Genomic DNA, 26,897 nt, shown 5'->3' with positions numbered 1-26,897 from the left:
CGCTTCCCTATGTCGAGGTCGATGACGAAGTGGCGGCGCCATCCTCCGACAGGACCAGCCTCGGTTTCAACCAGAAGAACAGCAGCACCGCCGGGACCGCCACCGCCGTGGTGATGGCGAAGTAGACCCCGTAGCCTGTGACCTCGACGATGCTGCCCGACACGGCGCTCAGCACCTTGCCCGGCAACATCACCAGCGAGGAGAACAGCGCGTACTGGGTGGCGGTGAAGCGCTGGTTGACCAGGGCCGACAGGAAGGCCACCAGGGTGGTGCCCTGGAAGCCCTGGGCGAGGTTCTCGCCGGAGATCACGACGGTGAGCTTCCACACGTCGCCGTCGGCGCCGATCAGCCACAGGTAGAGCAGGTTGCTGAGCGCGCCAAGGATCACGCCGGCCAGCAGCGGCCACTTCACGCCCCAGCGCGCGACCGCGATGCCGCCGAGGAACACGCCGGCGATGCCCACCCAGATGCCGTAGACCTTGGACACCGCCGCGATCTCGGTCTTGCTGAATCCCTGGCCGAGGTAGAACGGCGCCATGATCCCGCCGCCCAGCGACTGGTCGGAGATCTTGGCCAGCAGGATGAAGGCCAGCAGCGCCAGCGCCAGCGCACCGCCGAAGCGGCGGAAGAAGTCGGCGAAGGGTTCGACCACGCCCTCGCGCAGCCCTTGGGCCCAGGTCTCGGTGCGCACGCGCAGCACATCCGGCTCGCGCGCCACGAACACCGCCACCACCGGCACCAGCATCACCAGCGCCATCACCCGGTACACCACCGGCCAGGCGACATGGTCGGCCAGCACCAGGGCCAGCGCGCCGGTCACGATCAGCGCGATGCGGTAGCCCAGCGAATAGGTCGCCACCAGCGCGCCCTGCGATTCGCGCGGGGCGATCTCGACGCGGTAGGCATCCACCGCGATGTCGAGCGTGGCGCCTGCGAACGCGGTCATCAACGTGATCCACACGAAGGCCGCGAGCCGGTCGGGCGTGAGCTGGGCCATCAGCAACAGGCCGGCGATCACGATGGACAGCGCCAGCAGCAGCCAGCCGCGGCGCTGTCCCAGCCGACCCAGGACCGGCAGCCGCCAGCGGTCGACCAGCGGCGCCCACAGGAACTTGAGCGTGTAGCTCATGCCCGCGCTGGCGATCAGGGTGATGTTCTTGAGCTCGAGGCCGTTTTCCGTGAGCCAGTAGGCCAGGGTGCCGGCCACCAGCAGGAAGGGCATGCCCGAGGCGAAGCCGAAGAAGAACATCGTCCACGCCGCCGGCTGCGTGAACGCCTTCCAGACCGACGGCTTGGCCGCACTCACGCGTCGTAGTCCACGACGTAGGGCGCGTGGTCGGAGAAGCGCGGCTCGCGCGCGACGGCGCAGCCGGTGATCGATTCGGCGATCCCCGGCGTGGCCAGCTGGTAGTCGATGCGCCAACCCACGTTGTTGGCGCGCGCGGCACCGCGGTTGCTCCACCAGGTGTATTCGACCGCGTCGGGTTTCGCGACGCGGAAGCTGTCCTTCCAGCCGCGCGCGGGCGGTTCGACCAGGCCGTCGCCGTGTCCGTCGGCGATCATCGAATTGAGCCAGGCGCGCTCGGGCGGCAGGCAGCCGGAGTTCTTCTGGTTGCTGGACCAGTTCCTGATGTCGTTCTTCGCGCGCACGATGTTCCAGTCGCCGCACAGCACGTACTCGCGGCCGCTGGCCAGCCACTCGTCCAGGATCGGACGCAGCCAGTCCATCACCTCGAACTTGAAGCCCTGGCGCAGCTCGCCGGAGGAACCGGAGGGGATGTAGAACGACACCACGCTGAGGTTGCCGTAGCGCGCCTCGATGTAGCGGCCCTCGTCGTCGAACGGCGCCCAGCCCAGCGACGTGCGCACCTCGTCGGGCTCGCGGCGGCTGTAGATCGCCACGCCGCTGTAGCCCTTCTTGGTGATCGCGTCGCGATACACGCAGTGTCCGAGCGGCCGGAAGCAGGGATCGGAGAGCTGGTCTTCCTGGGCCTTGGTTTCCTGCAGGCAGACCACGTCGGCCTGCTGGGCCTCGAGCCAGCCGAAGAAGCCCTTGTTGGCGGCGGAACGGATGCCGTTGGCGTTGAAGCTGACGATGCGCATGCGGGGGACGGGAATGGGCGTGGCGCAAGCCTAGCCCATTCCCGCGCCGGTCCGCGTCCGCGGCCGGGCGGCCGGACCGCACGCGCGGCCGCGTTCAGGCCTTGCGCACGAACTCCGACTTCAGGCCCATCTGGCCGACGCCGTCGATCCTGCAGTCGATGTCGTGGTCGCCGTCGACCAGGCGGATGTTGCGCACCTTGGTGCCGACCTTCACCACCAGCGAGGAGCCCTTCACCTTCAGGTCCTTGATCACCACCACGCTGTCGCCGTCGGCCAGCGGCGTGCCGTTGGCATCGCAGACCTGGGCCGCGCGGGCCTCGGCGGCGGCCTGTTCGGCCTGCTCGGCCGGCGACCACTCGTGCGCGCATTCGGGGCAGACCAGCAGCGCACCGTCCTCGTAGGTATAGGTCGAGCCGCACTGCGGGCAGGGGGGCAGGCCGGGCATCCGGGGCTCCTTGGGGTCAGCGGGAAACCGGCAATTGTCGCATCCACGGTCGCGGCGCGGCCGCGCGCTACTCCGGCCGTGGCGTGCGGGCGGTGCTGGGCGGCAGCAGCGGATGCTCGATGCGCGGCTGGCGGCCGGTCAGGGTGCGCAGGAAGGCCGCGATCGCCCGCGCCTGCTCCGCATCCAGCTCGCGGCCCAGCTGCGCGTTGCCCATGATCGCCACCGCCTGCTCCAGGTCCCAGACCTGGCCGCTGTGGAAGTACGGCGCGGTGAGTTCGACATTGCGCAACGGTGCGGCGCGGAACACGTATGCGTCGCTGGCGGTCTGGGTGACGGCGAAGCGGCCTTTGTCGCCCTCGGGCAGGATGTCGGCGCCGGGACGCTCGATCACGCCGAACGGGAAGTAGGCCTGTCCACCGAGGTTGGGGCCGTTGTGGCAGGCGCCGCAGCCGCTGTCGATGAACAGCTGCAGGCCGCGGCGCTCGGTGGCGTCCAGCGCATCGGTTTCGCCGGCCAGATAGCGGTCGAAGCGCGCACCCGGCGTGACCAGGGTGGCCTCGAAGGCCTCGATCGCCAGCGCCATGTTGTCGAAGCTCACCGGATCGGGATCGCCGGGAAACGCCTCGCCGAAGCGGCGCACGTACTCGGGCATGCTCGCCAGGGTTTCGACCACGCGCTCGGGCGTGTTGTTCATCTCCACGCTGGCCTGCACCGGTCCCTTGGCCTGCTCGGCCAGGTCGGCGGCGCGCCCGTCCCAGAACTGGGCGGCATTGAGCACGGCGTTGAGCACCGTGGGCGAGTTGCGCGGGCCCTTCTGCCAGCCATGGCCGATCGAGGTCGGCACGTTGTCCGCGCCGCCGGTGCCCACGTTGTGGCAGGTGTTGCAGCTGATCACGTGGCTGCGCGACAGGCGCGGATCGAAAAACAGCATCCGGCCCAGCTCGACCTGGCGGGCATCGACCGGCCGGCCGCGCACCTGCCCGCCATCGTCCGGCAGCGGCGCGAACAGGGCCGTGGCCATGGCCCGCAACGCGTCGCCCTCGTCCGCGCGCGCCGCCGCACCCGCCAGCCCCAGCGTCAGTCCCGCAGTGCCGGCCAGGCCCAGCGCCAGCCCCACCGCGACCCCCGTCTTCCGCCAACCTGCCATCGCACCTGCTCCATTCCTGTCTGCAGCACGATTGGACCGGCGGGGCGGCATCCGGACATTGATCGTGATCAAGCGCGGCTGGCGCCTGTGGGACAATGCGCCGCATGAGCGACCATCGCACCCGTTTCCTGGACCTGGCCCTGCAGGCGCAGGCGCTGCGCTTCGGCGAGTTCACGCTGAAATCCGGGCGGGTGAGTCCCTACTTCTTCAACGCCGGGCTGTTCAATTCGGGGGCGGCGCTGTCGGCGCTGGCCGCCTGCTACGCCGACGCGCTGGAGCAGTCCGGGATCGGCTTCGACCTGCTGTTCGGCCCGGCCTACAAGGGCATCCCGCTGGCCACGGCGCTGGCCTGCGAGTACGCGCGGCGGGGCCGCGACCTGCCGGTGGCGTTCAACCGCAAGGAGGCCAAGGCGCACGGCGAAGGCGGCAGGCTGATCGGCGCGCCGCTGGCCGGCCGTCGCGTGCTGGTGGTGGACGACGTGATCACCGCCGGCACCGCGATCCGCGAGGCGCTGGGCATCATCGAGGGCGGCGGCGGGACCGCGGCCGGCATCGTGATCGCGCTCGACCGGCAGGAGATCGCCGGCGAAGGACAGTCGCGGTCGGCGGCCCAGGCCGTGGCGGAGGAGGCCGGGATCCCGGTGATCGCCGTGGCCACCCTGGGCGACCTGCTGGCCTTCGCCGACGGCAGCGACGCCCTGGCCGACGAGCGCGAGCGCCTGCAGGCCTATCGGGTGCAATATGGTGTCCGCGACATCCAGCGTTGATCCGGGCCGCGGGGGGCGGCGTTCGATGAAGATCCAGGCCGTGTTCGCCATCGCCGCGCTGTGCTGGCTGCCTGCCGCCCTGCAGGCCCAGAACCGGGCGGCGCCGGCGGAAAAGAAGCTTTACTGCTGGAACGAGAACGGCCGCAAGGTCTGCGGCGACGCGCTGCCGCCCGAGGCGGTCGACGCCGCCCGCACCGAAATGAGTCGCACCGGCCGGCCGCTGGCGCGGCTGGGCGAGCAGCTGACCCCCGAAGAGCGCGCCGCCGCCGAGGAAGCCGAGCACCAGGCCCGCATCGCGGCCAACGCCGAGGCCGCGCGCCTGCGCCGCGAGCGCGCCATGGCCGAGTCCTACGAGACCGAGGAAGACCTGCGCCGCGCGTTCGACGACCGCATCGTGCTCATCGACGAAGGCCTCAAGACCTCGCGCATGGGCGTGGACAACCTGCGCCAGAGCCTGGTCTCGCTGCTGCGCCAGGCCAACGACCTGGAACTGCGTGGCGAGCCGGTGGGGAAGGCGCTTGCCGGCAACATCCGCGCCCAGCACGTGGACCTGCTGCGCCAGCAGGCGATCATGCGCCAGCAGCAGGAAGAGCGTGCCTCGCTGGACGCCGAACTCGAGCACGCGATCGAGCGCTACCACGCGCTGCGCGCGCCCGCCCGGCGCTGACCGCGGCACGCCGGCCGTCGGGCCGGGCCTCCGTCAGCGGGCGGGGCTCGCGTCCAGCCAGTCGATCGCGCCTTCCGCCGCGACCAGGCCGCTGGCGAAGCAGGCGGTGAGCAGGTAGCCGCCGGTCGGGGCCTCCCAGTCCAGCATCTCGCCCGCGCAGAACAGGCCGGGCAGCGCGCGCGTCATCAGCGCATCGTCCAGCGCCTCGAGCCGGACGCCGCCGGCGCTGCTGATGGCTTCGTCCACCGGGCGCGGCCGGGCAAGGCGCAGCGGCAGCCGCTTGATCGTGGCCGCCAGCCGCACCGGATCCTGCATCGCGGCGCCATCGAGCACTTCGCGCAGCAGTGCCGCCTTGGCGCCGTGCAGGCCGGTCGCGCGGCGCAGGTGCTCGGACAGACTGCGGCCCCCGCGCGGGCGCCCGAGCGCTTCGCGCAACGTGGCCTCGTCGCGTCCTGGCGCGAGGTCCAGGGCAATGGCGGCACGGCCGTCGCGCTCGACAAGCTCGCGCAACTGCGCGGAGATGGCGTAGATCACGCTGCCTTCCAGCCCGGTGCCGGTCAGCACGCACTCGCCCTGCAGCGACTGCGCGGCGCCGTCCGGGCCGGTCCAGTGCACGACCACGGGCTTGAGCGGCGCGCCCGCGTGGCGCTCGGCCAGGTGCGCCGACCAGCCGATGTCGAATCCGCAGTTGGCCGGCTGCAGGGGCGCCACGTCCACGCCGCGCGCCTGCAGCAGGGGCACCCATCCACCGTCGCTGCCCAGCTGCGGCCAGCTCGCGCCGCCCAGCGCGAGCACCGTCGCATCGGCTGCCGCCAGGCGCTCGCCGCCGGGCGTGTCGAAACGCAAGGCCCCGCCCACGGCCCAGCCGGTCCAGCGGTGGTGCACGTGGAAGGACACGCCCTGGTCGCGCAGCCGCCGCACCCAGCCGCGCAGCAGCGGCGCGGCCTTGCGGTCGAGCGGGAACACCCGCCCCGAACTGCCGACATAGGTGTCCACGCCCAGTCCCCGCGCCCAGTCGCGCAGCGCCGCCGCATCGAATCGCGCCAGCCAGCGCGCGACCGCGGCCTCGCGCTCGCGGTAGCGGGCGGCGAACCGCGCCGGCGGGTCGGAATGGGTGAGGTTGAGGCCGCCCTTGCCGGCGATCAGGAACTTCCGGCCCACCGAGCCCTTGGCCTCGTACAGATCCACCGCCAGGCCGGCGGCGCACAGGCGTTCAGCGGCGATGAGCCCGGCGGGGCCGCCGCCGACGACGGCAACACGACGGGAAGACGGGCCAGGCATGGATGCATTATCGCCCGGCCGGCCCCGGACGGTCCTGTGAGCGCTAACATGCGGATCGACACCGGGAGGAGGGAGCGCGATGGGCAAGCAGGTTGGCAATGGCTGGACCCGCCGCGAGGCGCTGCAGTCGATGGCGGTCGCAGGCGCCGCCGCGGCGTGGACGCCGCGTGGACTGGCCCAGGACCGCAGGATCGGCGTCGCGCTGGTCGGACTGGGCTACTACGCCGCCGAACTGCTGGCGCCCGCGCTGCAGCTGACCCGCCACTGCCGGCTGGCCGGACTGGTCAGCGGCACGCCCGCCAAGCTCGGCGAGTGGCAGCGCAAGTACGGCATCGCCGATGCCAACCTCTATTCCTACGACGACTTCCACCGCATCGCCGACAACGACGAGATCGACGTGGTGTACATCGCCACGCCCAACCACGTGCACCGTTCCCTGGCCGAGATCGCCGCCAGGGCCGGCAAGCACGTGTGGTGCGAGAAGCCGATGGCGATGGACGCGGCCGAGGGAGAAGCCATGATCAAGGCCTGCCGCGACAACCGGGTGCAGCTGGCGGTGGGCTACCGCATGCAGCACGAGCCCAATACGCGCCGCTTCATGGCGATGGCGAAGGAGCGGCCGTTCGGCCGCATCGTCAAGCTGCGCGCCGACGCCGGCTGGTTCGGCTGGCGCGACGGCGCCGACGATGCCTGGCGCCTGGATCCGGCGCGCGGCGGCGGCGCGATGTACGACATGGGCGTGTACTGCATCAACGCCGCGCGCTACTGCACCGGCATGGAACCGCTGGCGGTGCAGGCCTGGGACGAGACGGCGCGCCGCGAGCTGTTCAAGGGCGTGGACGAGACGATGCGCTTCCGCCTCGAGTTCCCCGAGGACATCGTCGCCGAGTGCGTGACCAGCTTCGGCCGCAACCTCAACACGCTGCAGGTGGACTGCGAACGCGGCTGGTACACGATGTCGCCGTTCCAGGGTTACGACGGCAACCGCGGCCGCGCCAGCGACGGCACCGTGTTCGAGCCGCAGCTGGGCAAGCTGCCGCGCATGCAGGCCGAACAGATGGACAACGATGCGCAGTCGATCATCGCCGGCACCGCGCCGCGCGTGCCGGGCGAGGAGGGCCTGCGCGACCTGCGCGTGGTCGATGCGGCGTTCGCTTCGGCGAAGGCCGATGGCAAGCGCGTGGAGATCGCGCGCGGCTGAGGCGGCAGACACCGGCCGCCCCGGGCGTGGCGCACGGCAGGCGGGGCGTATCCCTTGGCGCGCCACCTGCAGGACCGCGACCCGGCCGGACAGTCCCTTCCGCGAATGTCCCCCGGCCTTCGCCTGCGGCGAAGGCCTCCTCCTTGATTTCGCTACAGGGACTGCCCGGCCGGGTCGCGTCTCGGCTTTCGGACACGGGGCGGTGGTACCTGCAACTAGACCCCCGCGAGACGGCCGAGCCCGTACGACTCTCACGAGCAAGACGGGGCCGCCGAGGAGACGCCTGTCCTTGAGCGCTCCCGATGTCCGGTGGGCCGGATGCGGGGAGCGCTGGGGGTGAAATCAAGGAGGAGGCCTCGGCCAGGGGCCGGCGCCGGGGGACATTCGGCCCCAGCGCTCCCCGTAGCCGGTCGTCCCGCACCCCCAACGCCCCGGCGCGGTATCCCCCATGCCAGGTGCGCGGCGCAGTCCGGAAATCAGAACGGTAGCTGCAGCTCCGGATCCACCAGCGCGATCTGCGCGCGGAAATCGCCCAGGATGCGGTCCAGCGCCTCCTGCGTATCGGCGTCGAAGCGCAGCACCAGCACCGGCGTGGTGTTGGACGCGCGCACCAGGCCCCAGCCGTCGTTCCAGTCCACGCGCAGGCCATCGATCGTCGACAGGCGCGCACCCTCGAACTTCGCCTGCTTCTGGAAGCGCTCGACGAAGCCGTGCGGGTTGCCGTCGGCCACCTCGACCTTGATCTCGGGCGTGGACACGCCGCCGGGCAGCGCGGCCAGCGCCTCGCTGGGTTCGCCCGGATCCAGCGCCAGGATCTCGAGCAGGCGCGCGGCGGCGTAGATGCCGTCGTCGAAGCCGTACCAGCGCTCCTGGAAGAAGAAGTGGCCGCTCATCTCGCCGGCCAGTTCGGCCTCGGTCTCGCGCATCTTGGCCTTGATCAGCGAGTGCCCGGTCTTCCACATCAGCGGGCTGCCGCCGTGGCGCAGGATGTGGCCGGGCAGGCGCCCGGTGCACTTGACGTCGTACACGATCACCGCACCCGGGTTGCGGTCGAGCACGTCGGCCGCGAACAGCATCAGCAGGCGGTCGGGATAGATGTTCTCGCCGTCCTTCGTCACCACGCCCAGGCGGTCGCCGTCGCCGTCGAAGGCGATGCCCAGGTCGGCGTCGAAGCGCTTGACCGTGTCGATCAGGTCCTGGAGGTTGTGCGGCTCGCTGGGGTCCGGATGGTGGTTGGGGAAGGTGCCGTCGATCTCGCAGAACAGCGGGATGACCTCGGCGCCGATCGCCTCGAGCACGCGCGGGCCGATCTCGCCGGCGACGCCGTTGCCGGCATCGACCACCACCTTGATCGGCCTCGCCAGCTGTACGTCCTGGCTGATCCGCTCGACGTAGGCGTCGCCGATGTCGCGCTCGCTCGCATCGCCCGGCTCGGGCGCGTCGTGCAGGCGGCCGTCGGCGATGCGCGCGTACAGGTCGGTGATGGCCTGTCCCGACAGGGTCTGCCCGCCGACCACGATCTTGAAGCCGTTGTAGTCGGGCGGGTTGTGGCTGCCGGTGACCGAGATGCAGCAACCGGTGCGCAGGTGGAAGGCGCCGAAGTAGGTGACGGGGGTGGGCGCCATGCCGATGTCGATGACGTTGCGCCCGGCCTTGCGCAGGCCGCGCACGAGGCCGGCCACCATGTCGGGACCGGACAGGCGGCCGTCGCGGCCGACCACGATGTCGGACAGGCCCTGCTCGTGCATGAGCGAGCCGACCGAATGGCCGATCAGTTCGGCGACGCCGGCGTCGAGGGTCTGGCCCACCACGCCGCGGATGTCGTAGGCGCGGAAGATGCCGCGGTCGATGTTCACGGGTTCTGGTTTCATGTCGCGGACGACAATGGTGGGCGGCGCGTCTGCAGCGGGTGAACCCTCTTCGGTTTCGGGTCCGGCGACCAGCGCTTCGGCCAGGGTCGGTGCCTGCGCATCGTCCACGGGTGCCGCGCCCTCCATCGCGCGCAGCACCGGCGCGGGCAGTCGCCACAGCAGGTAGGCGAGCAGCAGCAGGCCGCCGACCGCGACGAACAGCGGGATGCCCTGCAGCCCGAAGGGCGCGGCCACGGCCGGCGGCATCGCGGCGGCGACGCGCAGCGGCGTGCCGTTGACCGGCACCGCCATGCGTTCGGCACCCTCCGCCTGGGCCAGGTCGCCACGCTCGAGCAGGGTGAAGCCCCCCTGGCGCAGCGCCACGTAGGTGGCCGGGTCGATGTCGGCGGCCTCCAGCCCCTGGGTGGCGCGCGAAAGCGGCAGCTGCGCGAGCGCCACTCCCGCCAGGACGTCGCCGTGGCGCGCGGGCGAGGCCACGGCCACGCGCGGCGCGTCGCCGGCACGGATCACTGCGACCACCGGACCGTCTTCGGCCAGCGCCGCCTCCATCACCGCCACCGCGCCGAAACCGGCAGCCGGCAGTGCGGCATAGGCGGCGGTGAGGTCGGCCGGGTGCACCTGCGCCTGCTCCAGCTGCGGCCAGTCGACCGCCAGCGCGCGTGCCGCCGCATCCAGGTCGCCGGCCTGCAGCGCCGCCTGCACCTCCGCGCGCGCCAGGTGGTCGGCCATGCGCTTGAGCTCGCCGCGCAGGTTGGACGAGGCCACGCTTGCGGCGGTGTCGCGCGCCAGCGTCATGCTGGTCAGGCGCGTGCCGTCCTGCAGCCCGCGCCAGCCGCTCCAGGCCAGCCACACCGCCAGCGCCGCCACCGCGACCGCCAGCCACGGCAGCAATGGCCGCGCCTGCGCGAGTGCGCGCGCCCTCGACCTTCCGCTCGTTCCGCTCATGCCATTCCCCTGAGTATTCCCGTCAGCGCACGCCGGTGTGGCCGAAGCCGCCCGCGCCGCGCGCACTGTCGCTGAAAGTATCCACGAGCTGCAGCTGCGCCCGGACCACCGGCAGGATCACCAGCTGCGCGATGCGGTCGCCCGGCTCGATGGTGAACGCGGCGCTGCCGCGGTTCCAGACGCTGATCAGCAGCGGGCCCTGGTAGTCCGCGTCGATCAGGCCGGTGCCGTTGCCCAGCACGATGCCGTGCTTATGGCCGAGCCCGGAGCGCGGCAGGATCACCGCGCACAGGCCGGGATCGCCGATGTGGATGGCCATGCCCGAGGGCACCAGCGCGGCATCGCCGGGCGCCAGCGCCAGCGGCGCGTCGAGCGCGGCGCGCAGGTCGAGTCCGGCGCTGCCGTCGGTGGCATGCGCGGGCAGCGGCCACTCACTTCCCAGCCGCGGGTCGAGCAGCTTCACCTGGAGGACGAAATCCTGGCCACTCATGCCGCGATGCGCTCCGCAACCAGTTGCACCAGCTGTGCGGCGACCTCGGTCTTGGGCGCCGGCCCGAGCCTGCGTTCGCCGCCGTCCCAGTAGACGACCAGGGCGTTGTCGTCGCGCTCGAAGCCGCCCTCGGCGCCGCCGACCAGGTTGGCGGCGATCAGGTCGAGCCGCTTGGCCTGCAGCTTGCCGCGCGCGTAGCGTTCGACCTCCTGCGTTTCGGCAGCGAAGCCGACCACCAGCGTCGGCCGCCGCGCGTGCGCGGCCACCCCGGCCAGGATGTCGGGCGTGCGCACCAGTTCCAGCACCAGCGTGTCGCTGCCCGCGGTCTTCTTGATCTTGTGCTCGCTCACCGCGTGCGGGGTGAAATCGGCCACCGCGGCGGCGCCGATGTAGACGTCCGCCGGCAGCGCCGCCATCACCGCCGCATGCATCTGGCTGGCCGAGCGCACGTCGATGCGCCGCACGCCCTCGGGCGTGGGCAGCTGTACCGGACCGGCCACCAGCACCACCTCGGCACCGAGCGCGCGCGCCGCCGCGGCGACCGCGAAGCCCATCTTGCCGCTGCTGCGGTTGCCGAGGAAGCGCACCGGATCGATGTCCTCGTAGGTGGGGCCGGCGCTGACCAGCACCCGCCGCCCGGCGAGCGCACCGCTCATGCGGCCTCCAGCGCGGCCACGATCGCCGCCGGTTCGCTGAGCCGCCCGGGGCCCGATTCGCCCTCGGCGAGCGGACCGTCCTCCGGGCCGACGATCTGCGCGCCGCGCTCGCGCAGCAGGGCGATATTGGCCTGGGTGGCAGGGTGCAGCCACATGCGGTGGTTCATCGCCGGGCACAGGGTGATCGGCGCGGTGGTCGCCAGGCACAGGGTGCTGACCAGGTCGTCGGCCAGGCCATGCGCGAGCCTGGCCAGGGTGTTGGCGGTGGCCGGCGCGACCACGACGCGGTCGGCCCAGCGCGCCAGTTCGATATGGCCCATCGCCGCCTCCGCGGCGGCGTCCCACAGGCTGGTGCGCACCGGCCGCCCGCTCAGCGCCTGGAAGGTCTGCGCGCCGACGAAGCGCTGCGCGCTCTCGGTCATCGCCACCTGCACCGTGGCGCCGGCGTCGCCGAGGCGCCGCACCAGCTCGGCGGCCTTGTAGGCCGCGATCCCGCCGCAGACGCACAGCAGCAGGCGTTGTCCATGCAGGCCGCGCTGCGCTGGCATCGTCAGGAAAGTCCTACGCCGGAACCGGCCGACAGCTTACCCGATGGCGGGTGCCCGCCCGGCGGCCGGCGCGTTCCGTTCGCGCTGCAATCGTGGCCATGCTGGTGGCCGGCCGGTCGCGGTGCCCGACGCGATTTCCCCTGTCCCGCCCGGCACCCGTGCCGGCCGCCAGCGCCCGCTTTCGGTGAGCGACCGCATGCATATCCGCGACTGGCCCAGGCTGGAACGCCCCCGCGAGAAGCTGCTCGCGCGGGGCGCCCGCGCGCTGTCGGACGCCGAACTGCTGGCGATCTTCCTGGGCTCGGGCCTGCGCGGACTGGACGCGGTCGCGACCGCCCGCCAGCTGCTGGAGCACCACGGCCCGCTGCGCCGCCTGCTGGAGCTGCCGGCGCAGGAGATGGCGCGCCTGCCCGGGCTCGGCCCCGCGCGCGCCTGCACCCTGGCCGCGGCGCTGGAACTGTGCGGCCGCTGGCTGGCCGCGGGCCTGGAGCGCGGCGAGGCGCTGACCGACCCGGCTTCCGCCGGCCGCTATTTCGCCCAGCGCCTGCGCGGCCAGCCGATCGAGGTCTTTGCCGTGCTGTTCCTGGATACGCGCCACCGCGCGCTCGGCTTCGAGGAGCTGTTCCGCGGCACCATCGACGGCGCCGAGGTGCACCCGCGCGAGGTGGTGCGGCGTGCACTGGCGCACAATGCCGCGGCGGTGATCGTGGGTCACAACCATCCGAGCGGGAACCCCGAGCCCAGCGCCGCCGACCGCGCGGTCACCGCCCAGCTCAAGCAGTCGCTGGCGCTGGTGGATGTGCGCCTGCTCGACCATTTCGTGATCGGCGACGGTGCCCCGGTCTCGCTGGCGGCACGCGGCTGGGTCTAGCGGCGCGGGGCGGCCGGCGCTACACGGCCAGGATCGGGCGCACCGAGGCCGTGCCCCCCGGCGGCCCTGCGCGGCACCGCCGCTATAATGCGCGGTTCCCCGCGCCAGACCTGCACCCGTGAAAGCCCAGCTCCGCGACCTGATCGACCGGGCCATCGCCGCCCTGCGCGAGGCCGGCACCCTGCCTGCCGACCTGCCCACGCCCGACTTCGTGATCGAGCGCCCCAAGGATCGCTCCCACGGCGACTTCTCGACCAACGCCGCGATGCTGCTGGCCAAGCCGGCGAAGTCCAATCCGCGCGCGCTGGCGCAGCATCTGGTGGACGCGATCGAGCGCGGCGACGACATCGCCTCAGTGGAGATCGCCGGCCCGGGCTTCCTCAACTTCCGCCTTTCGCCCGCCGCCTGGGGCCGCCAGCTGGCGCAGGTGCACGCGCAGGGCGCGGCTTACGGCCGCAACGACCGCGGCAGCGGGCGCACCGCCGGCGTGGAATACGTCTCGGCCAACCCCACCGGCCCGCTGCATGTGGGCCACGGCCGCGCCGGCGCGATCGGCGACTGCATCGCGCGCGTGCTGGAGGCCAACGGCTGGCGGGTGCGGCGCGAGTTCTACTACAACGACGCCGGCGTGCAGATCAACAACCTCGCCCTGTCCACGCAGGCGCGCGCCAAGGGCCTCAAGCCCGGCGACCCCGACTGGCCGGCCGATGCCTACAACGGCGACTACATCGCCGACGTCGCGGCGGCCTACCTGCGCGGCGACAGCGTCGAGGTCGAGGGCCACGTGGTCTCCGGCAAGGACGATCCGGACGACCTCGACGCGATCCGCGCCTTCGCCGTCGCCTGGCTGCGCCGCGAGCAGAACGCCGACCTGGCCGCTTTCGGCGTGTCGTTCGACGTGTATTTCCTGGAGTCCTCGCTGTACACCGACGGCAAGGTCGAGGAGACCGTGCGCGAGCTCGTCGCCAAGGGCCACACCTACGAGGAAGGCGGCGCGCTGTGGCTGCGCTCGACCGACTTCGGCGACGACAAGGACCGCGTGATGCGCAAGTCCGACGGCACCTACACCTATTTCGTGCCGGACGTGGCCTACCACCTGTCCAAGTGGCAGCGCGGCTACGAGCGCGCGATCACCGAGCTGGGCGCCGACCACCACGGCTCGCTGGCGCGGGTGAGGGCCGGACTGCAGGCGCTCGACGCCGGCATCCCCAGCGGCTACCCGGAGTACGTGCTGCACCAGATGGTCACGGTGATGCGCGGCGGCGAGGAAGTGAAGCTGTCCAAGCGCGCCGGCAGCTACCTGACCCTGCGCGACCTGATCGACGAGGCCGGCGCCGACGCCGTGCGCTGGTTCCTGGTGGCGCGCAGGCCCGATTCGCAGCTGGTGTTCGACATCGACCTGGCCCGCAGCCAGTCGCTCGACAACCCGGTCTACTACGTGCAGCTCTCGCACGCCCGCATCTGCGGCCTGCTGCGCCAGATGGCCGAGCGCGGCCTCGCGTTCGACCTCGCCAACGGCCTGGCGCAGCCGCTGGACCTGGCCGACGCGCCGCTGCGCGAACTCCTGATCGACCTCGCGCGCTGGCCGGAGATCGTGGCCACGGCGGGCGAGCAGCTTGAACCCCACCTGATCGCAGGCTACCTGCTCGAACTGGCGCAGGGGTTCCAGACGTATTACAACGACCACCAGTTCCTGGTCGACGACGCCGCCGTGCGCGACGCGCGCCTGGCGCTGGCGCTGGCGGTGCGGCAGGTGCTGGCCAACGGCCTGGGATTGCTGGGCGTGCAAGCGCCCGAACGGATGTGAGGCAATACGCAGATGGCGGCAAGACGGGGTAAATCGCAGGCACGACGCAACGACGGCAACGGCCTGCCCGGCTGGGCGTGGATGATCCTGGGCATCGTGATCGCGCTGGTCGCGGTGCTGGTGGTGCCGCGCTACCTCAAGCCCGACGGCAACGACGGCTTCTTCCGTCCACAGCCCAATCCCGCGGCGCAGCCTGCGGTGAGCGCGATCGACGAAGCCGGGCCGCCGGTCGACGAGGCCCCCGTGCGGCGGCGTCCGGCCGCGGCCGCGACGCCGGCCCCCGAAGTGCCCGAATACGACTTCTACACCGTCCTGCCCGAGCAGGAAGTGGCGCTGACCGACGCCGAACTCGCCGCCAGCGCGCGCGAGGAGGCCGAGCGCCAGCGACGCACGCTGGCTGCCCAGCGTCAGCGCGAACAGCAGGCCGCGGCTGCCGAGCAGGCCGCCGCGCAGCCGGTGGCGACGCCGCCAGCGCCCGCTTCCGCCGCCGCGACCGCTCCCGCAGCGGCCACCACGGCCACCGCCTCCGCCGCGTCTGCCGCCCCGGCCGACGGTGCGCGCTACATCCTGCAGGCCGGCTCGTTCAGCGCCTCGGGGGATGCCGAAGCGCTCAAGGCCCGGATCGCCCTGCTCGGGCTGAGCGCGCGCGTGGAGTCGGGCAGCGCGGACGGCAAGACCGTCTACCGCGTGCGCATGGGGCCCTACGGCAGCGCCACCGAACTGGCCGAGGCCAAGCAGAAGCTGGGCAACGGCGGCCTGCCGGCGCTGGCGATCCGGGCGAACTGAGCCGGCCGTCGCAGGGCGGTCGCAGCCCGCGCGATGCCGCGGGCGGACACTGGCGGTGTCGGAGGAGATACCGCCATGGCCATCGAAGCCGCCCTGATCAAACCCGTGGTCGATGCGCTACTGGCGCTGTTCCGGGAGAGCAACGACCTCAAGCTCAAGCGCGACGCCGAGAGGGCGCTGCGCGAGGCGATCCGCGAGCTGCTGCAGGCCAACCCCGACGAGAACCGGGCGGAGGCCCGCATCGCCATCGCGCGCGCCGCCGGGATCCTGTCCGAGGACATCGTGCTGGCCGAGGACATGCTGAAGAAGCACCGCGCCACCCGGACCCGCACCCAGGGCAAATCCGGCACTGCGCGCAAACGCAAGGCGAGCGGCGGCGCCGAGGCAGGCGCGGCCGGCGCCGCGACCGAGCCTGCGGGCCCGGATCGCAGGCCGGCCCGCCCCGCGAAAAAGAAGCCCTAGACCCGGCCGCCACGCGCGGCGGTCCACACTGGCCGCATGCCCTGGCATCCCCTGCTGCTCGCGGTCTGCGCCGCCTGGCTGGTCAGCGAACTGTGGATCGACCGGCGCCGCTCCCGCCCCGATGCGCGGCGCGGCGACGACGGCACCCTGCGCCTGCTGCACCTGGCGCTGCCGGCCGGCATGGGTGCGGCGGTGCTGCTGGCCCTGGCCGGCGTGTGGCCGCTGCCGCCGCCGCTGGCGACGGTCGGGCTGTGGACGGGGCTTGCGCTGATGGTGGCGGGCATCGCCCTGCGCGCCTGGTCGGTGCGGGTGCTGGACGCGCACTTCACCGTCGACGTGTCGATCCGGCCCGGGCACCAGCTGGTCCGGCACGGCCCCTACCGCCTGCTTCGGCATCCTTCCTACAGCGGACTGCTGCTGAGCCTGCTGGGCTACGCGCTCGCCCTGGGCGACCTCGCCGCCCTGCCCGCGGTGGCGCTGCCGGCCGCGTTCGCCTTCGCGCGCCGCATCCGGGTCGAGGAACGCATGCTGCGCGATGCCTTCCCCGACGCGTACCCGGACTACGCGCGCACCACCTGGCGGCTGTTGCCGTGGGTCTGGTGACGCCGGCCCGGCCCTGTCGACCTAGAATGGGCGCATGGCCAAGACCATCCTGATCACCGGCGCCACCGCCGGCTTCGGCGCCGCCGCGGTGCGGCGGTTCCTCGACGACGGCTGGCGCGTGATCGCCACCGGGCGGCGCGCGGAACGGCTGCAGGCGCTGGCCGATACGCATGGCAGCGACCGGCTGCACACCGCCGCCTTCGACATCCGCGACGCGGCGGCACTGGACGCGGCGCTGGACGCCCTGCCCGGCGGGTTCCGCGGCATCGACGTGCTGGTCAACAACGCGGGCCTGGCGCTCGGCACCGCGCCGGCGCAGGCCGCCGACCTGGCGCAGTGGCGGCAGATGATCGACACCAACATCACGGCGCTGGCGACGCTCACCCACCGCCTGCTGCCGACGCTGATCGAGCGGCGCGGGGCGATCATCAACATCAGCTCGATCGCCGGCAGCTACCCGTATCCGGGCGGCAACGTCTATGGCGGCACCAAGGCCTTCGTCACCCAGTTCTCGCTGGGGCTGCGCTCGGACCTGCACGGCACCGGCGTGCGCGTGACCTCGATCGAGCCGGGCATGGCCGAAACCGAGTTCACCCTGGTGCGCACCGGCGGCGACCAGGCGGCCTCCGACCGGCTGTACGCCGGCGCGCAGCCGATGACCGCCGAGGACATCGCCGCGCAGATCCACTACGTGGCGACCCTGCCGCCGCACCTGAACATCAACCGGCTGGAGATCATGCCGGTGAGCCAGTCCTTCGCCGGCTTCCAGGTCCACCGCGGCTGAGCGCCGCAGCGGCAGTCCGGTCGGGCCGCTCCGGGCGGGGCGTGGGTGCTGGGGCTCAGCCCGGCGCCGCGTCGTCGAGGTAGGTGTAACCGGTCAGGCCCGCCTCCAGCGCCTCGTTCAGGCGCGCCGCCTCGCCCTTGCCCAGTTCCACCGCGCCCACCCGCGCGCGGTAGATGCGGCGCAGGTCGTCGAGCTTGTAGCCGACGTAGTCGAGCATCACGTCGGTGGTGTCACCGCGCCGCTGCTGCGCGAGGGTGTAGCCGTCGCCGGACAGCCGCACCTCGACCGCGTCGGTGTCGCCGAACAGGTTGTGGATGTCGCCCAGTACTTCCTGGTAGGCGCCCACCAGGAAGAACCCCAGCCGGTAGCGCTCGCCGGCCGAAAGCGGGTGCAGCGGCAGCGAGCTGTCCAGCCCCTCGTTCTCGACGTAGGTATCGATCTTGCCGTCCGAGTCGCAGGTCATGTCGGCGATCACGCCGCGCCGCGAGGGCATCTCGTCCAGGCGCTCGATCGGCACGATCGGGAACACCTGGTCGATCGCCCACACGTCGGGCATCGATTCGAACACGCTGAAGTTGACGAAGTACTTGTCGACCAGGCGCTCGGACAGCTCGTCGAGCACCGCGCGGTGGTTCTTCTCGTCGTAGCTCAGGCGCGCGCGCACGCCGTGGGCGATGGCGTAGAACAGGTCGTCGATGCGCGCGCGGTGGACCAGGTCGATCTGCCCCAGCGCGTATGCCGCCAAGCCTTCGGCGTGGTAGTGCTGCGCCTCGTGGAAGAGCTCGACCGGCGGCCGCGCGTCGAGTTCGGCATGGATCCCGCGCAGGTGGCGGATCACGCCCGGCTCGTCGTCGTGTTCGTCCGGCACGCGGCCCTCCGGGGCCTGCTCCACCTCGACCACGTTGGTGACCAGCATCGCGTGGTGCGCGGTCATGGCGCGGCCGCACTCGGTGACGATGCGCGGCGGCGGCAGCCCGTGTTCGGCGCAGGCGTCGGCCAGCGGCTGCACGATGTTGCCGGCATAGGTCTCCAGGCCGTAGTTGATCGAGCAGAAGCTGCGCGAGCGCGTGCCTTCGTAGTCGATGCCCAGGCCCCCGCCGACGTCGACGTGGCTGATCTTCGCCCCGAGCTTCGACAGTTCGACGAAATAGCGGGTCGCCTCGCGCATGCCGTTGGCGATGTCGCGCACGTTGGAGATCTGCGAACCCATGTGGAAGTGCAGCAGGCCCAGCCAGTCGGACTTGCCGGCGTCGCGCAGCGACTTCCACAGGTCCAGCACCTGGCGCGGCGAGAGTCCGAACTTGGCCTTGTCGCCGCCGCTGTTCTGCCACTTGCCCGCGCCCAGCGAGGCCAGGCGCATGCGCACGCCGATGCCCGGCTCCACGCCCAGCGCCTGCGCCTCCTCCATGATCAGGCGCAGCTCCGAGGGCTTTTCCACCACGATGAAGGTGGCCAGCCCGAGCTTGCGGCCGATCAGGGCCAGGCGGATGTACTCGCGGTCCTTGTAGCCGTTGCACACGATCAGGCCGCCCGGGCGCGAGAGCGCCAGCACCGCCATCAGCTCGGGCTTGCTGCCGGCCTCCAGGCCGAAGCCTTCGCCGTGGTGCGAGGCCAGGGTGCCGGCCACGGCCGCGTGCTGGTTGACCTTGATCGGGTACACGGCGGTGTAGCCGCCGGCATAGCCGCTGGCCGCCTGCGCCTGCGCGAACGCCTCCTGCAGCCGGCGCAAGCGGTCGCCGAGGATGTCGGGAAAACGCACCAGCAGCGGCAGCTTGGCGCCACGCTCCATGGCCTTGTCCACGACCTCGGGCAGCGGGATGCCGATCCCGCCCCCGCCCAGCGGTCGCACCAGCACGCGTCCGGCCTCGTCGACGTCGACGTAGCCTTCGGCCCAGTGCGGGATCGAATAGGTCTTGCGCGCGTGCTCGGTCGACCAGGCGGTCATCGCAGGCATCCGGTGGATCGGGCCGCACATTCTAGGCCCCCGCGCGCCCAGGAACCGCGTGCCACCGCCCCCGGGCCTCGCGGCCGCGTCGCGGGCGGTCCGCTACAATGCGCGCCCGCCGCGGCCGGCGACCGCCACGCGCGCAGGACCGGCCGCCCCATTCCGCACCACAGGACGCCCCCATGACCGCCAGCGACTGGCTGCACGAACAGTTCGACCCCACCGGCTCGGCCATCGGCTTCCGCGTCGTGCGCAAGCTCGATCAGGTGCAGTCGCCGTTCCAGAAGATCGAGATCTACGAATCGACCGACTGGGGCAACGTGATGCTGATCGACGGCGCGATGATGGTGACTACGCGCGACAACTTCCTCTACCACGAGATGATGTCGCACCCGGCGCTGTTCACCCATCCCGACCCGAAGCGCGTCGTCATCATCGGCGGCGGCGATTGCGGCACGCTGCGCGAGGTGCTGCGCCATCCGGGCGTGGAGACGGCCGTGCAGTGCGACATCGACGAGCAGGTCACGCGCATGGCGGAGAAATATTTCCCCGAACTGTGCGAATCCAACGGCGACCCGCGCGCGCAGATCCTGTTCGACGACGGCATCGCCTACATGGCCAACTGCGCGCCCGGCAGCGTGGACGTGGTGATCGTGGATTCCACCGATCCCGTGGGCCCGGCCGAGGGGTTGTTCAACAAGGCGTTCTTCGAAAGCTGCTTCCGCGCGCTGCGCGACGACGGCATCCTGGTGCAGCAGTCCGAATCGCCGCTGGCCCTGCTCGACCTGATCCGCGAGATGCGCGCGGAGATGGGCAAGGCCGGCTTCACCAGCTTCCAGACCCTGCCCTTCCCGCAGCCCTGCTATCCGACCGGCTGGTGGTCGTGCACGCTGGCGCGCAAGTCCGGCGGCTTCGACTTCCGCGAGGAAGATGCCCGCGCCAAGGCATTCGAAACGAAGTACTACAGCGCCGCGATCCACAAGGGCGCGCAGGCGCTGCCGCCGTTCGTGGCGCGGGCGCTGGACGCCTGAGCGGGCCGCGCGGGCGCGGCGCGTCGTTCCGGGCGGCGCTGGATCAGCCCGCCCCGGCCAGGCCTCAGATCGCGTCGCCGTCCAGTTCGCCGGTGCGGATGCGCACCGCGCGTTCGAGTTCGTAGATGAACACCTTGCCGTCCCCGATCTTGCCGGTGCCGGCGGCCTTGACGATGGCTTCGGTGACCGCCTCGACCTGGTCGTCGGTGACCGCGATCTCGAGCTTGACCTTGGGCAGGAAGTCGACCACGTACTCGGCGCCGCGGTAGAGCTCGGTATGCCCCTTCTGGCGGCCGAAGCCCTTGACCTCGGTAACGGTAATGCCGGTCACGCCGACCTCGGCCAGCGCTTCGCGCACGTCGTCGAGTTTGAACGGCTTGACGATCGCCATCACCATCTTCATCTGCGGGCTCCACGGGTCCGGATCGATGCCGCGGCAGTCGCGGCGCGGCGTTAGCATACCCCCGCCGGCGGTCGGAGTTTTCCTACAGCCGGCCGCGCCCGGTACCGACTGCACCCTCACGCGGGGCCGACGAAGCTGGGCGCATCCACGTACCGGAGCAGTGGCCATGATCGACCTCAACCATATCGACGACCTCGCCCGCCGCCTCAGCGGCCTGGTCCCGCCCGGCCTGCGCGAGAGCCGCGAAGAGCTGCAGGAGAACTTCAAGGCGGTCCTGCAGTCGGGCCTGGCCAAGCTCGACCTGGTGACCCGCGAGGAGTTCGAGGTGCAGCGCGCGGTGCTGCTGCGCACCCGCGAGAAGCTCGAGCAACTGCAGGCGGTGGTGGCCGAGCTCGAGGCGCGGCAGTCCGCGTCCGCTTCGCCGGCGCCCGGCACCCCGGCCCACTGAGCCCCGCCACCATGGGGCTTGCGCTCGTGCATGGACGCGCGCGCGCCGGCGTGCGTGCGCCCGCGGTCAAGGTGGAGGTCCATCTCGGCGGCGGACTGCCGTCGATGTCCATCGTCGGCCTGCCGGAGGCGGCGGTACGCGAAGCCAAGGACCGCGTGCGCGCCGCGATCCAGTGCGCGCAGTTCGAATTCCCGGCACGCCGCATCACCGTCAACCTGGCGCCGGCCGACCTGCCCAAGTGCGGCGGCCGCTTCGACCTGCCGATCGCCCTGGGCATCCTGGCGGCCAGCGGCCAGATCCCGCGCGAGCCCCTGGCCGGCTACGAATTCATCGGCGAGCTGGGCCTGACCGGCGAACTGCGTCCGGTCGACGGCGTGCTGCCGGCCGCGCTGGCCGCGGCGCAGGCCGGCCGCAGACTCGTCGTGCCGGAATACAACGGGGCCGAGGCCGCGCTGGCCAGCGGACTGGAGGCCTCGACCGCGCGCACCCTGCTCGAGGTCTGCGCCCTGCTGGGCGGCACCAGGACCCTGCCGCTCGCGGTCGCGCCGCCGCATCGCAGCGTCGAGCGCCCCGACATGGCCGACGTGCGGGGCCAGGCCCAGGCCCGGCGCGCGCTGGAAATTGCCGCAGCCGGCGGCCACCACCTGCTGCTGGTCGGCCCGCCCGGCTGCGGCAAGACCCTGCTGGCCTCGCGCTTGCCGGGCCTGCTGCCGGAGGCCGGCGAGGACGAGGCGCTGGAGACCGCCGCGATCGCCTCGGTGAGCGGGCGCGGGCTCGACCCGGCCTGCTGGCGCGAGCGCCCCTTCCGCGCGCCGCACCACACCGCCAGCGCGATCGCCCTGGTCGGCGGCGGCACCGAGCCGCGCCCGGGCGAGGTGTCGCTGGCGCACAACGGGGTGCTGTTCCTGGACGAGCTCCCGGAATGGCAGCGGCACGCGCTGGAGGTCCTGCGCGAGCCGCTGGAGTCGGGCACCGTCACCATCTCGCGGGCGGCGCGGCAGAGCGAGTTTCCCGCGCGCTTCCAGCTGGTGGCCGCGATGAACCCCTGCCCCTGCGGCTGGGCCGGCGACGCTTCGGGCCGCTGCCGCTGCCCGTCCGAAACGATCGAACGCTACCGCGGCCGGATTTCGGGACCGCTGCTCGACCGCATCGACCTGCACGTCGAAGTGCCGCGGCTGCCGCCGGCCGAGCTGCGCCCCGACGCGCCGGCGGGGGAAGCCAGCGCCGCGATCCGGGCCCGGGTCGAGGCCGCCCGCGCCATCCAACAGCAGCGCGCCGGCTGCCTCAACGCGCAGCTGTCGCAGGCGGCGACGATGGCCTGGTGCCGGCTGCAGGCGCACGACCAGGCCCTGCTGGAGCGCGCGATCGAGTCGCTGCACCTGTCGGCCCGCTCGATGCACCGGATCCTGCGCGTGGCGCGTACCATCGCCGACCTGGCCGGGAGCCCCGCCATCGCCACCGCGCACCTGAGCGAGGCCCTGGGCTATCGCCAGGCCGAGCGACCGACCGGGCGCCGGGCGGCCTGAGCTGCCGCAGGCGCAACCGCGGGCCATCCTGGTGCATCCTCGCTGGTCCAACCACCGGGGAATCCCCTCCATGCAACGACTCCTGCTCGCGTCCGCCGTCTCCCTGGCCCTCGCCGCGTGCACCGGCGGCAAGGCCGACGACTCCGTCGCCGCCGCGCCGTCGGCAGCCGCACCCGCGTCGCTCGACCAGGTCGAGTTGATCCCGCGCGACGCGCTGTTCGGCAACCCCGAGCGCGCCAACGTCCAGCTCAGCCCCGACGGCAAGTACCTGAGCTGGGTGGCGCCGCTGGACGGCACGCTCAACGTCTGGGTGGCGCCGGCCGACGACCTGTCGGCGGCGAAGGCGGTCACCCGCGATACCGCCCGCGGCATCCGCAGCTATTTCTGGTCCTACCGTCCCGACACCCTGCTGTACCTGCGCGACAGCGGCGGCGACGAAGACTTCCATCTCTACGCGGTGGACCTGACCTCGGGCCAGAGCCGCGACCTCACCCCGTTCGAAAAGACCACCGCGCAGGTGGTGGGCGTGAGCGACCGGCATCCCGGCACCGTGCTGGTCGGGATGAACGACCGCGACGCGCAGTGGCACGACCTCTACCGCGTCGACCTGGCCAGCGGCGAGCGCAGCCTGGTGGAGCGCAACACCCACCAGATCGGCAGCTACCTGGCCGATGCCGACTACAACCTGCGCTTCGCCACGCGCTCGCGGCCCGATGGCGGCGTCGACCTGCTGCGCCGCGCCGGCGAGGCCTGGGAGAAGTACGACGAGATCCCCTACGAGGACGGCCTGAGCACCGGCTATGCCGGCCTGAGCAAGGACGGCACCACGCTGTACATGCAGGATTCGCGCGACCGCAATACCAATGCGCTGTTCGCGATCGACACCGCCACGGGCGAGCGCTCCCTGGTGCACGAGGACCCGCGCGCCGACATCGGCGGCGCGATCTCCGATCCCGAGACCGGCAAGGTCCAGGCGGTGGCGGTGAACTACCTGCGCGAGGAATGGAAGGTGCTGGACGACGAGATCCGCGCCGACCTTGAACGGCTGCAGGCGATCGGCCCGGGCGAGGCCTCGATCAACACCCGCACCCGGGACGACCGCACCTGGATCGTGGCCTATTCCGCGGCCGAGGCGCCGGTCGAGTACTACCGCTACGATCGCGACGGGAGTGGCGGCGGCGAACTCACCCGTCTGTTCTCCGGCCGCCCGGCGCTGGAGGGCAAGCCGCTGGTGCCGATGTGGCCGCAGGAGCTGCGCTCGCGCGACGGCAAGACCCTGGTCAGCTACCTCACCCTGCCGGCCCACGCCGACGCGAACGGCGACGGCAAGGCCGACCGCCCGGTGCCGATGGTGCTGCTGGTGCACGGCGGTCCCTGGGCGCGCGACGCCTACGGCTACAGCAGCTACGACCAGTGGCTGGCCAATCGCGGCTATGCGGTGCTGAGCGTGAACTTCCGCGGCTCCACCGGTTTCGGCAAGGACTTCACCAACGCCGGCGACGGCGAGTGGGCCGGCAAGATGCACGACGACCTGATCGATGCGGTGCAGTGGGCCGTGGCCGAGGGCGTGACCACGCAGGACAAGGTCGCGATCATGGGCGGCAGCTACGGCGGCTACGCCACCCTGGTCGGCCTGACCTTCACCCCCGACACCTTCGCCTGCGGCGTGGACATCGTCGGCCCGGCCAACCTCAACACCCTGCTGTCCACCGTGCCGCCGTACTGGGCGAGCTTCTACAAGCAGCTGGTGCGGCGCATGGGCGACCCGGAAACCGAGGAAGGCAAGGCCTGGCTGACCGAGCGCTCGCCGCTCACCCGGGTGGATGCGATCAAGAAGCCGCTGCTGATCGGCCAGGGCGCCAACGATCCGCGCGTGAAGCAGGACGAGAGCGACCAGATCGTCAATGCGATGACCGCCAAGGACATCCCGGTCACCTACGTGCTGTTCCCCGACGAAGGCCACGGCTTCGCCCGACCGGAGAACAACAAGGCCTTCAACGCCGTGGCCGAAGGCTTCCTGGCGCAATGCCTGGGCGGCCGCGCGCAGCCGATCGGAGGCGATTTCGCGGGCTCGAGCATCACCGTCCCCACCGGTGCCGAGGGCGTGCCCGGCCTGGCCGAGGCGTTGCGGTCGCATACGCAGGACGTGCGCAGGTAGCGGTGCCGCGGCCGCTCCCCTCCCCGTCCGGGAAGGGAGCGGCCGGCCCGCGCCATGCGGTAGGCCGGCCGCTACGGATCGATGGCGAATCCGCGGACCAGCTCGGCCTGGTCCACCGCCTCGGAGAACAGGAAACCCTGCGCGCGCTCCACGCCGCAGTCGCGCAGGCTGTCGGCCTGGGCCTGCGTTTCCACGCCCTCGGCCACGATGTCGAGGCCGATGCGCCGCGCCATCGTGGCCACCGCCTGCACGATGGCCAGGTCGTAGGGATCGTCCGGCAGGCCGCCGACGAAGCTCCGGTCGAGCTTGATCACGTCGATCGGCAGGCGCTTGAGGTAGGCCAGCGACGAATAACCGGTCCCGAAATCGTCGAGCGCGATCGACACGCCCAGTTCGCGCAGCCGGTCCAGCGTCCGCACCGCCACCGTGAAATCGGGCAGCAGGATGCTTTCGGTCAGCTCCAGGCACAGCCGCGCCGGCTGCAGGCCGCTGGCCGCCAGCGCCGCGGCCACGTCATCGACCAGGCTGGCCTGCTCGAACTGGCGCGCCGACAGGTTGACCCGCAGCTTCGGCCCGATGCCGCCGGCCCGCGCCGGCCACTGCCGCGCCAGCGCGCAGGCCTCGCCCAGCATCCAGCGGCCGATCGGCACGATCAGCCCGCTGTTCTCGACGATATCGATGAACTCGGCGGCCTGGCGGCAGCGGCCCTCCTCGTCGCGCCAGCGCAGCAGCGCCTCGGCCGCGACCCAGCGCCCGTTCGCCAGCTCGACCTCGGGCTGGAACTGCACGCACATGCGACCGGCCTCGTAGGCATCGCGCACGGCGCGCTCCAGCCGCAGGCGCTCGACCAGGCCGCGGTGGTGCCCGGCGTCGAAGATCTCGCAGCGGCCGTGACGGTGGTGGCGCGCCTCATGGCTGGCGGTCTCGGCGTTGCGCAGCAGGTTGTCGGCCGACGGCGCGGCCAGGTCGCGCGAGAAGGCGATGCCGGCGGTCACGATCACCGCGATGCCCTGCTCGTCCAGGCAGGTCTGGACGATCTCCACGCAGCGCTCGGCCAGGATCAGGGCCTGGGTTTCGTGCAGCTGGCGGTGCGGTAGCACGGCGAAGGCGTTGCCGCGCACGCGCGCCAGCGTGGCCTCGCCGTCGAGCTCGCGGCGCAGGCGCGCGGCCGCCTCGACCAGCAGTTCGTGGCCGGCGTCGCCCTCGTGCGGCGAGGCGTCGAAGTTGAGGTGGATCGCGACCAGGCCGTTGTTCTCGCCGTGCATCGGCCGCAGCGCCGCATGCACCACTTCCAGCAGGTGGTCGCGGTTGGGCAGGTCGGTATGCGGGTCGTGCAGCTCGAGATAGCGCACCCGGCCTTCGAGCTGGCGGCGACGGTCGATCTCGAAGGCCATCGCCACGTAGTCGCCGATGCTGCCGGCGAAGGCCTGGTCCTCGGGCGACCAGTCGCGCGGCGCGCCGACGTGCTCGTGGCAGATCACCCCCAGCAGTTCGCCGGCCGAGCGCACCGGCGCGTCCAGCAGCGAGCCGATCCCGTGGCGGCGCAGGTAGTCGCCCAGGCCGTCTTCGTCGCCCGCGGCGCTCTGGTCGATCACCCGCACCTCGTCGAGCGCGGTGCTGTACTCCGCGCCCACCCGCAGCACGGCGTCGGCGCGGGCGGCGCGGCGATGTCCGCGGCTGCGCTCGTAGTGGTGCAGGCAGTGCAGCGTGGCGCTGGCGGCGTCCCAGCGCCAGATGTTGACGCGCTCCACCTCCAGCGTATCGGCGGCGGTCTCGCAGATCAGGGCGAAGGCGCGTTCAAGCCTGCAGTCCGGCTGCCACACACGTCGCGCCAGCGACACCAGCGCATGGTTGTGCCGCCTGGCCCAGGCACCGCGATCCTGCGTGTCTGCCTGACTTGCGGGTGACATCGGGCCCCCTCCCGGCGAGACTGGGCGTGGCCAGCAGCCGTC

General features: G+C 72.1%; 23 protein-coding genes and 1 pseudogene. 13 read left to right on the top strand and 11 right to left on the bottom strand.

Annotation, left to right across the window (positions count from 1 at the left end):
- Window positions 1-7 precede the first annotated feature (7 nt).
- The 4 genes from ACFQ2D_RS05570 to ACFQ2D_RS05555 all read right to left on the bottom strand — a co-directional run bounded on the left by ACFQ2D_RS05570 (window position 8) and on the right by ACFQ2D_RS05555 (window position 3,695).
- A complete protein-coding gene (locus ACFQ2D_RS05570) occupies window positions 8-1,306 on the bottom strand; it encodes an AmpG family muropeptide MFS transporter (protein WP_342457141.1) in 1,299 nt (432 codons plus the stop codon).
- Window positions 1,303-2,103: an exodeoxyribonuclease III gene (locus ACFQ2D_RS05565; RefSeq protein ID WP_280943532.1), complete on the bottom strand. Its 801-nt coding sequence runs from the start codon at window positions 2,101-2,103 to the stop codon at window positions 1,303-1,305. Before ACFQ2D_RS05565 ends, ACFQ2D_RS05570 begins: the two co-directional genes overlap by 4 nt.
- 94 nt (window positions 2,104-2,197) lie before the next feature.
- The gene (locus tag ACFQ2D_RS05560; protein WP_280943533.1) at window positions 2,198-2,548 is read right to left on the bottom strand and encodes a zinc ribbon domain-containing protein YjdM; all 351 of its coding nucleotides are present in this window, start codon (window positions 2,546-2,548) and stop codon (window positions 2,198-2,200) included.
- 67 nt (window positions 2,549-2,615) lie between these two features.
- The gene (locus ACFQ2D_RS05555; RefSeq protein ID WP_280943534.1) at window positions 2,616-3,695 is read right to left on the bottom strand and encodes a cytochrome-c peroxidase; all 1,080 of its coding nucleotides are present in this window, start codon (window positions 3,693-3,695) and stop codon (window positions 2,616-2,618) included.
- Between the two features lie 104 nt (window positions 3,696-3,799).
- On the opposite strand from ACFQ2D_RS05555, the gene pyrE reads away from it, so the two are divergent.
- On the top strand, window positions 3,800-4,462 hold the full coding sequence (pyrE, locus tag ACFQ2D_RS05550) for an orotate phosphoribosyltransferase (RefSeq protein WP_280943535.1): 663 nt from the start codon (window positions 3,800-3,802) through the stop codon (window positions 4,460-4,462).
- A gap of 25 nt (window positions 4,463-4,487) precedes the next feature.
- Window positions 4,488-5,129 carry a hypothetical protein gene (locus ACFQ2D_RS05545; RefSeq protein ID WP_280943536.1) on the top strand — a complete coding sequence of 214 codons (642 nt, stop codon included), beginning with the start codon at window positions 4,488-4,490 and terminating at the stop codon, window positions 5,127-5,129.
- Between the two features lie 33 nt (window positions 5,130-5,162).
- On the opposite strand, the gene ACFQ2D_RS05540 is transcribed toward ACFQ2D_RS05545, so the two are convergent.
- Window positions 5,163-6,410, bottom strand: coding sequence for a TIGR03862 family flavoprotein (locus ACFQ2D_RS05540; RefSeq protein WP_280943537.1), 1,248 nt, complete (start codon window positions 6,408-6,410; stop codon window positions 5,163-5,165).
- A gap of 79 nt (window positions 6,411-6,489) precedes the next feature.
- Between ACFQ2D_RS05540 and ACFQ2D_RS05535 the strand changes: the two genes are divergently transcribed.
- A complete protein-coding gene (locus ACFQ2D_RS05535; protein WP_386795561.1) occupies window positions 6,490-7,611 on the top strand; it encodes a Gfo/Idh/MocA family protein in 1,122 nt (373 codons plus the stop codon).
- A 476-nt stretch (window positions 7,612-8,087) separates the two neighbouring features.
- Here ACFQ2D_RS05535 and ACFQ2D_RS05530 read toward each other — a convergent pair whose 3' ends face one another.
- The 3 genes and pseudogenes from ACFQ2D_RS05530 to coaBC all read right to left on the bottom strand — a co-directional run bounded on the left by ACFQ2D_RS05530 (window position 8,088) and on the right by coaBC (window position 12,121).
- Complete coding sequence (locus ACFQ2D_RS05530; RefSeq protein WP_280943538.1) at window positions 8,088-10,427, bottom strand: phosphomannomutase/phosphoglucomutase; 2,340 nt, start codon at window positions 10,425-10,427, stop codon at window positions 8,088-8,090.
- Between the two features lie 22 nt (window positions 10,428-10,449).
- On the bottom strand, window positions 10,450-10,917 hold the full coding sequence (dut, locus tag ACFQ2D_RS05525; RefSeq protein WP_280943539.1) for a dUTP diphosphatase: 468 nt from the start codon (window positions 10,915-10,917) through the stop codon (window positions 10,450-10,452).
- Window positions 10,914-12,121: pseudogene (gene coaBC, locus ACFQ2D_RS05520) on the bottom strand (bifunctional phosphopantothenoylcysteine decarboxylase/phosphopantothenate--cysteine ligase CoaBC). The gene dut and the pseudogene coaBC overlap by 4 nt, the downstream one beginning before the upstream one ends.
- A gap of 196 nt (window positions 12,122-12,317) precedes the next feature.
- On the opposite strand from coaBC, the gene radC reads away from it, so the two are divergent.
- From radC to ACFQ2D_RS05490, 6 genes are all read left to right on the top strand, one after another.
- A complete protein-coding gene (gene radC, locus ACFQ2D_RS05515; RefSeq protein WP_280943540.1) occupies window positions 12,318-12,992 on the top strand; it encodes a RadC family protein in 675 nt (224 codons plus the stop codon).
- Window positions 12,993-13,110: 118 nt separating this feature from the next.
- Entirely contained in the window at window positions 13,111-14,799 is a 1,689-nt protein-coding gene (argS, locus tag ACFQ2D_RS05510) for an arginine--tRNA ligase (RefSeq protein ID WP_280943541.1), read from the top strand.
- A gap of 12 nt (window positions 14,800-14,811) precedes the next feature.
- The gene (locus ACFQ2D_RS05505; protein ID WP_280943542.1) at window positions 14,812-15,585 is read left to right on the top strand and encodes an SPOR domain-containing protein; all 774 of its coding nucleotides are present in this window, start codon (window positions 14,812-14,814) and stop codon (window positions 15,583-15,585) included.
- A 75-nt stretch (window positions 15,586-15,660) separates the two neighbouring features.
- Window positions 15,661-16,047 carry a hypothetical protein gene (locus ACFQ2D_RS05500; protein ID WP_280943543.1) on the top strand — a complete coding sequence of 129 codons (387 nt, stop codon included), beginning with the start codon at window positions 15,661-15,663 and terminating at the stop codon, window positions 16,045-16,047.
- A gap of 36 nt (window positions 16,048-16,083) precedes the next feature.
- Window positions 16,084-16,650, top strand: a complete 567-nt coding sequence (locus ACFQ2D_RS05495; RefSeq protein ID WP_280943544.1) for a methyltransferase family protein — start codon at window positions 16,084-16,086, stop codon at window positions 16,648-16,650.
- A 34-nt stretch (window positions 16,651-16,684) separates the two neighbouring features.
- A complete protein-coding gene (locus tag ACFQ2D_RS05490) occupies window positions 16,685-17,434 on the top strand; it encodes an SDR family NAD(P)-dependent oxidoreductase (RefSeq protein ID WP_280943545.1) in 750 nt (249 codons plus the stop codon).
- Between the two features lie 55 nt (window positions 17,435-17,489).
- Here the strand turns inward: ACFQ2D_RS05490 and speA are convergent, their stop codons facing one another.
- Complete coding sequence (gene speA / locus ACFQ2D_RS05485) at window positions 17,490-19,379, bottom strand: arginine decarboxylase (RefSeq protein ID WP_280943546.1); 1,890 nt, start codon at window positions 19,377-19,379, stop codon at window positions 17,490-17,492.
- Window positions 19,380-19,561: 182 nt separating this feature from the next.
- On the opposite strand from speA, the gene speE reads away from it, so the two are divergent.
- On the top strand, window positions 19,562-20,410 hold the full coding sequence (gene speE, locus ACFQ2D_RS05480) for a polyamine aminopropyltransferase (RefSeq protein WP_280943547.1): 849 nt from the start codon (window positions 19,562-19,564) through the stop codon (window positions 20,408-20,410).
- Between the two features lie 64 nt (window positions 20,411-20,474).
- Here speE and ACFQ2D_RS05475 read toward each other — a convergent pair whose 3' ends face one another.
- On the bottom strand, window positions 20,475-20,813 hold the full coding sequence (locus ACFQ2D_RS05475; RefSeq protein ID WP_280943708.1) for a P-II family nitrogen regulator: 339 nt from the start codon (window positions 20,811-20,813) through the stop codon (window positions 20,475-20,477).
- Window positions 20,814-20,979: 166 nt separating this feature from the next.
- On the opposite strand from ACFQ2D_RS05475, the gene ubiK reads away from it, so the two are divergent.
- From ubiK to ACFQ2D_RS05460, 3 genes are all read left to right on the top strand, one after another.
- Window positions 20,980-21,261 carry a ubiquinone biosynthesis accessory factor UbiK gene (gene ubiK / locus ACFQ2D_RS05470; protein ID WP_280943548.1) on the top strand — a complete coding sequence of 94 codons (282 nt, stop codon included), beginning with the start codon at window positions 20,980-20,982 and terminating at the stop codon, window positions 21,259-21,261.
- A gap of 11 nt (window positions 21,262-21,272) precedes the next feature.
- Window positions 21,273-22,787 (top strand): YifB family Mg chelatase-like AAA ATPase, encoded by a 1,515-nt coding sequence (locus tag ACFQ2D_RS05465; protein ID WP_280943549.1) that lies wholly within the window; start codon window positions 21,273-21,275, stop codon window positions 22,785-22,787.
- 70 nt (window positions 22,788-22,857) lie between these two features.
- A complete protein-coding gene (locus tag ACFQ2D_RS05460) occupies window positions 22,858-24,945 on the top strand; it encodes a S9 family peptidase (RefSeq protein WP_280943550.1) in 2,088 nt (695 codons plus the stop codon).
- A gap of 71 nt (window positions 24,946-25,016) precedes the next feature.
- Here ACFQ2D_RS05460 and ACFQ2D_RS05455 read toward each other — a convergent pair whose 3' ends face one another.
- On the bottom strand, window positions 25,017-26,855 hold the full coding sequence (locus ACFQ2D_RS05455) for a putative bifunctional diguanylate cyclase/phosphodiesterase (RefSeq protein WP_280943551.1): 1,839 nt from the start codon (window positions 26,853-26,855) through the stop codon (window positions 25,017-25,019).
- Window positions 26,856-26,897: the final 42 nt, after the last annotated feature.

This window comes from Luteimonas composti, from assembly GCF_042678665.1.
In the GTDB taxonomy this organism is placed as follows: Bacteria; Pseudomonadota; Gammaproteobacteria; order Xanthomonadales; family Xanthomonadaceae; genus Luteimonas; species Luteimonas composti.
This window is presented reverse-complemented; position numbering and strand designations above follow the sequence as displayed.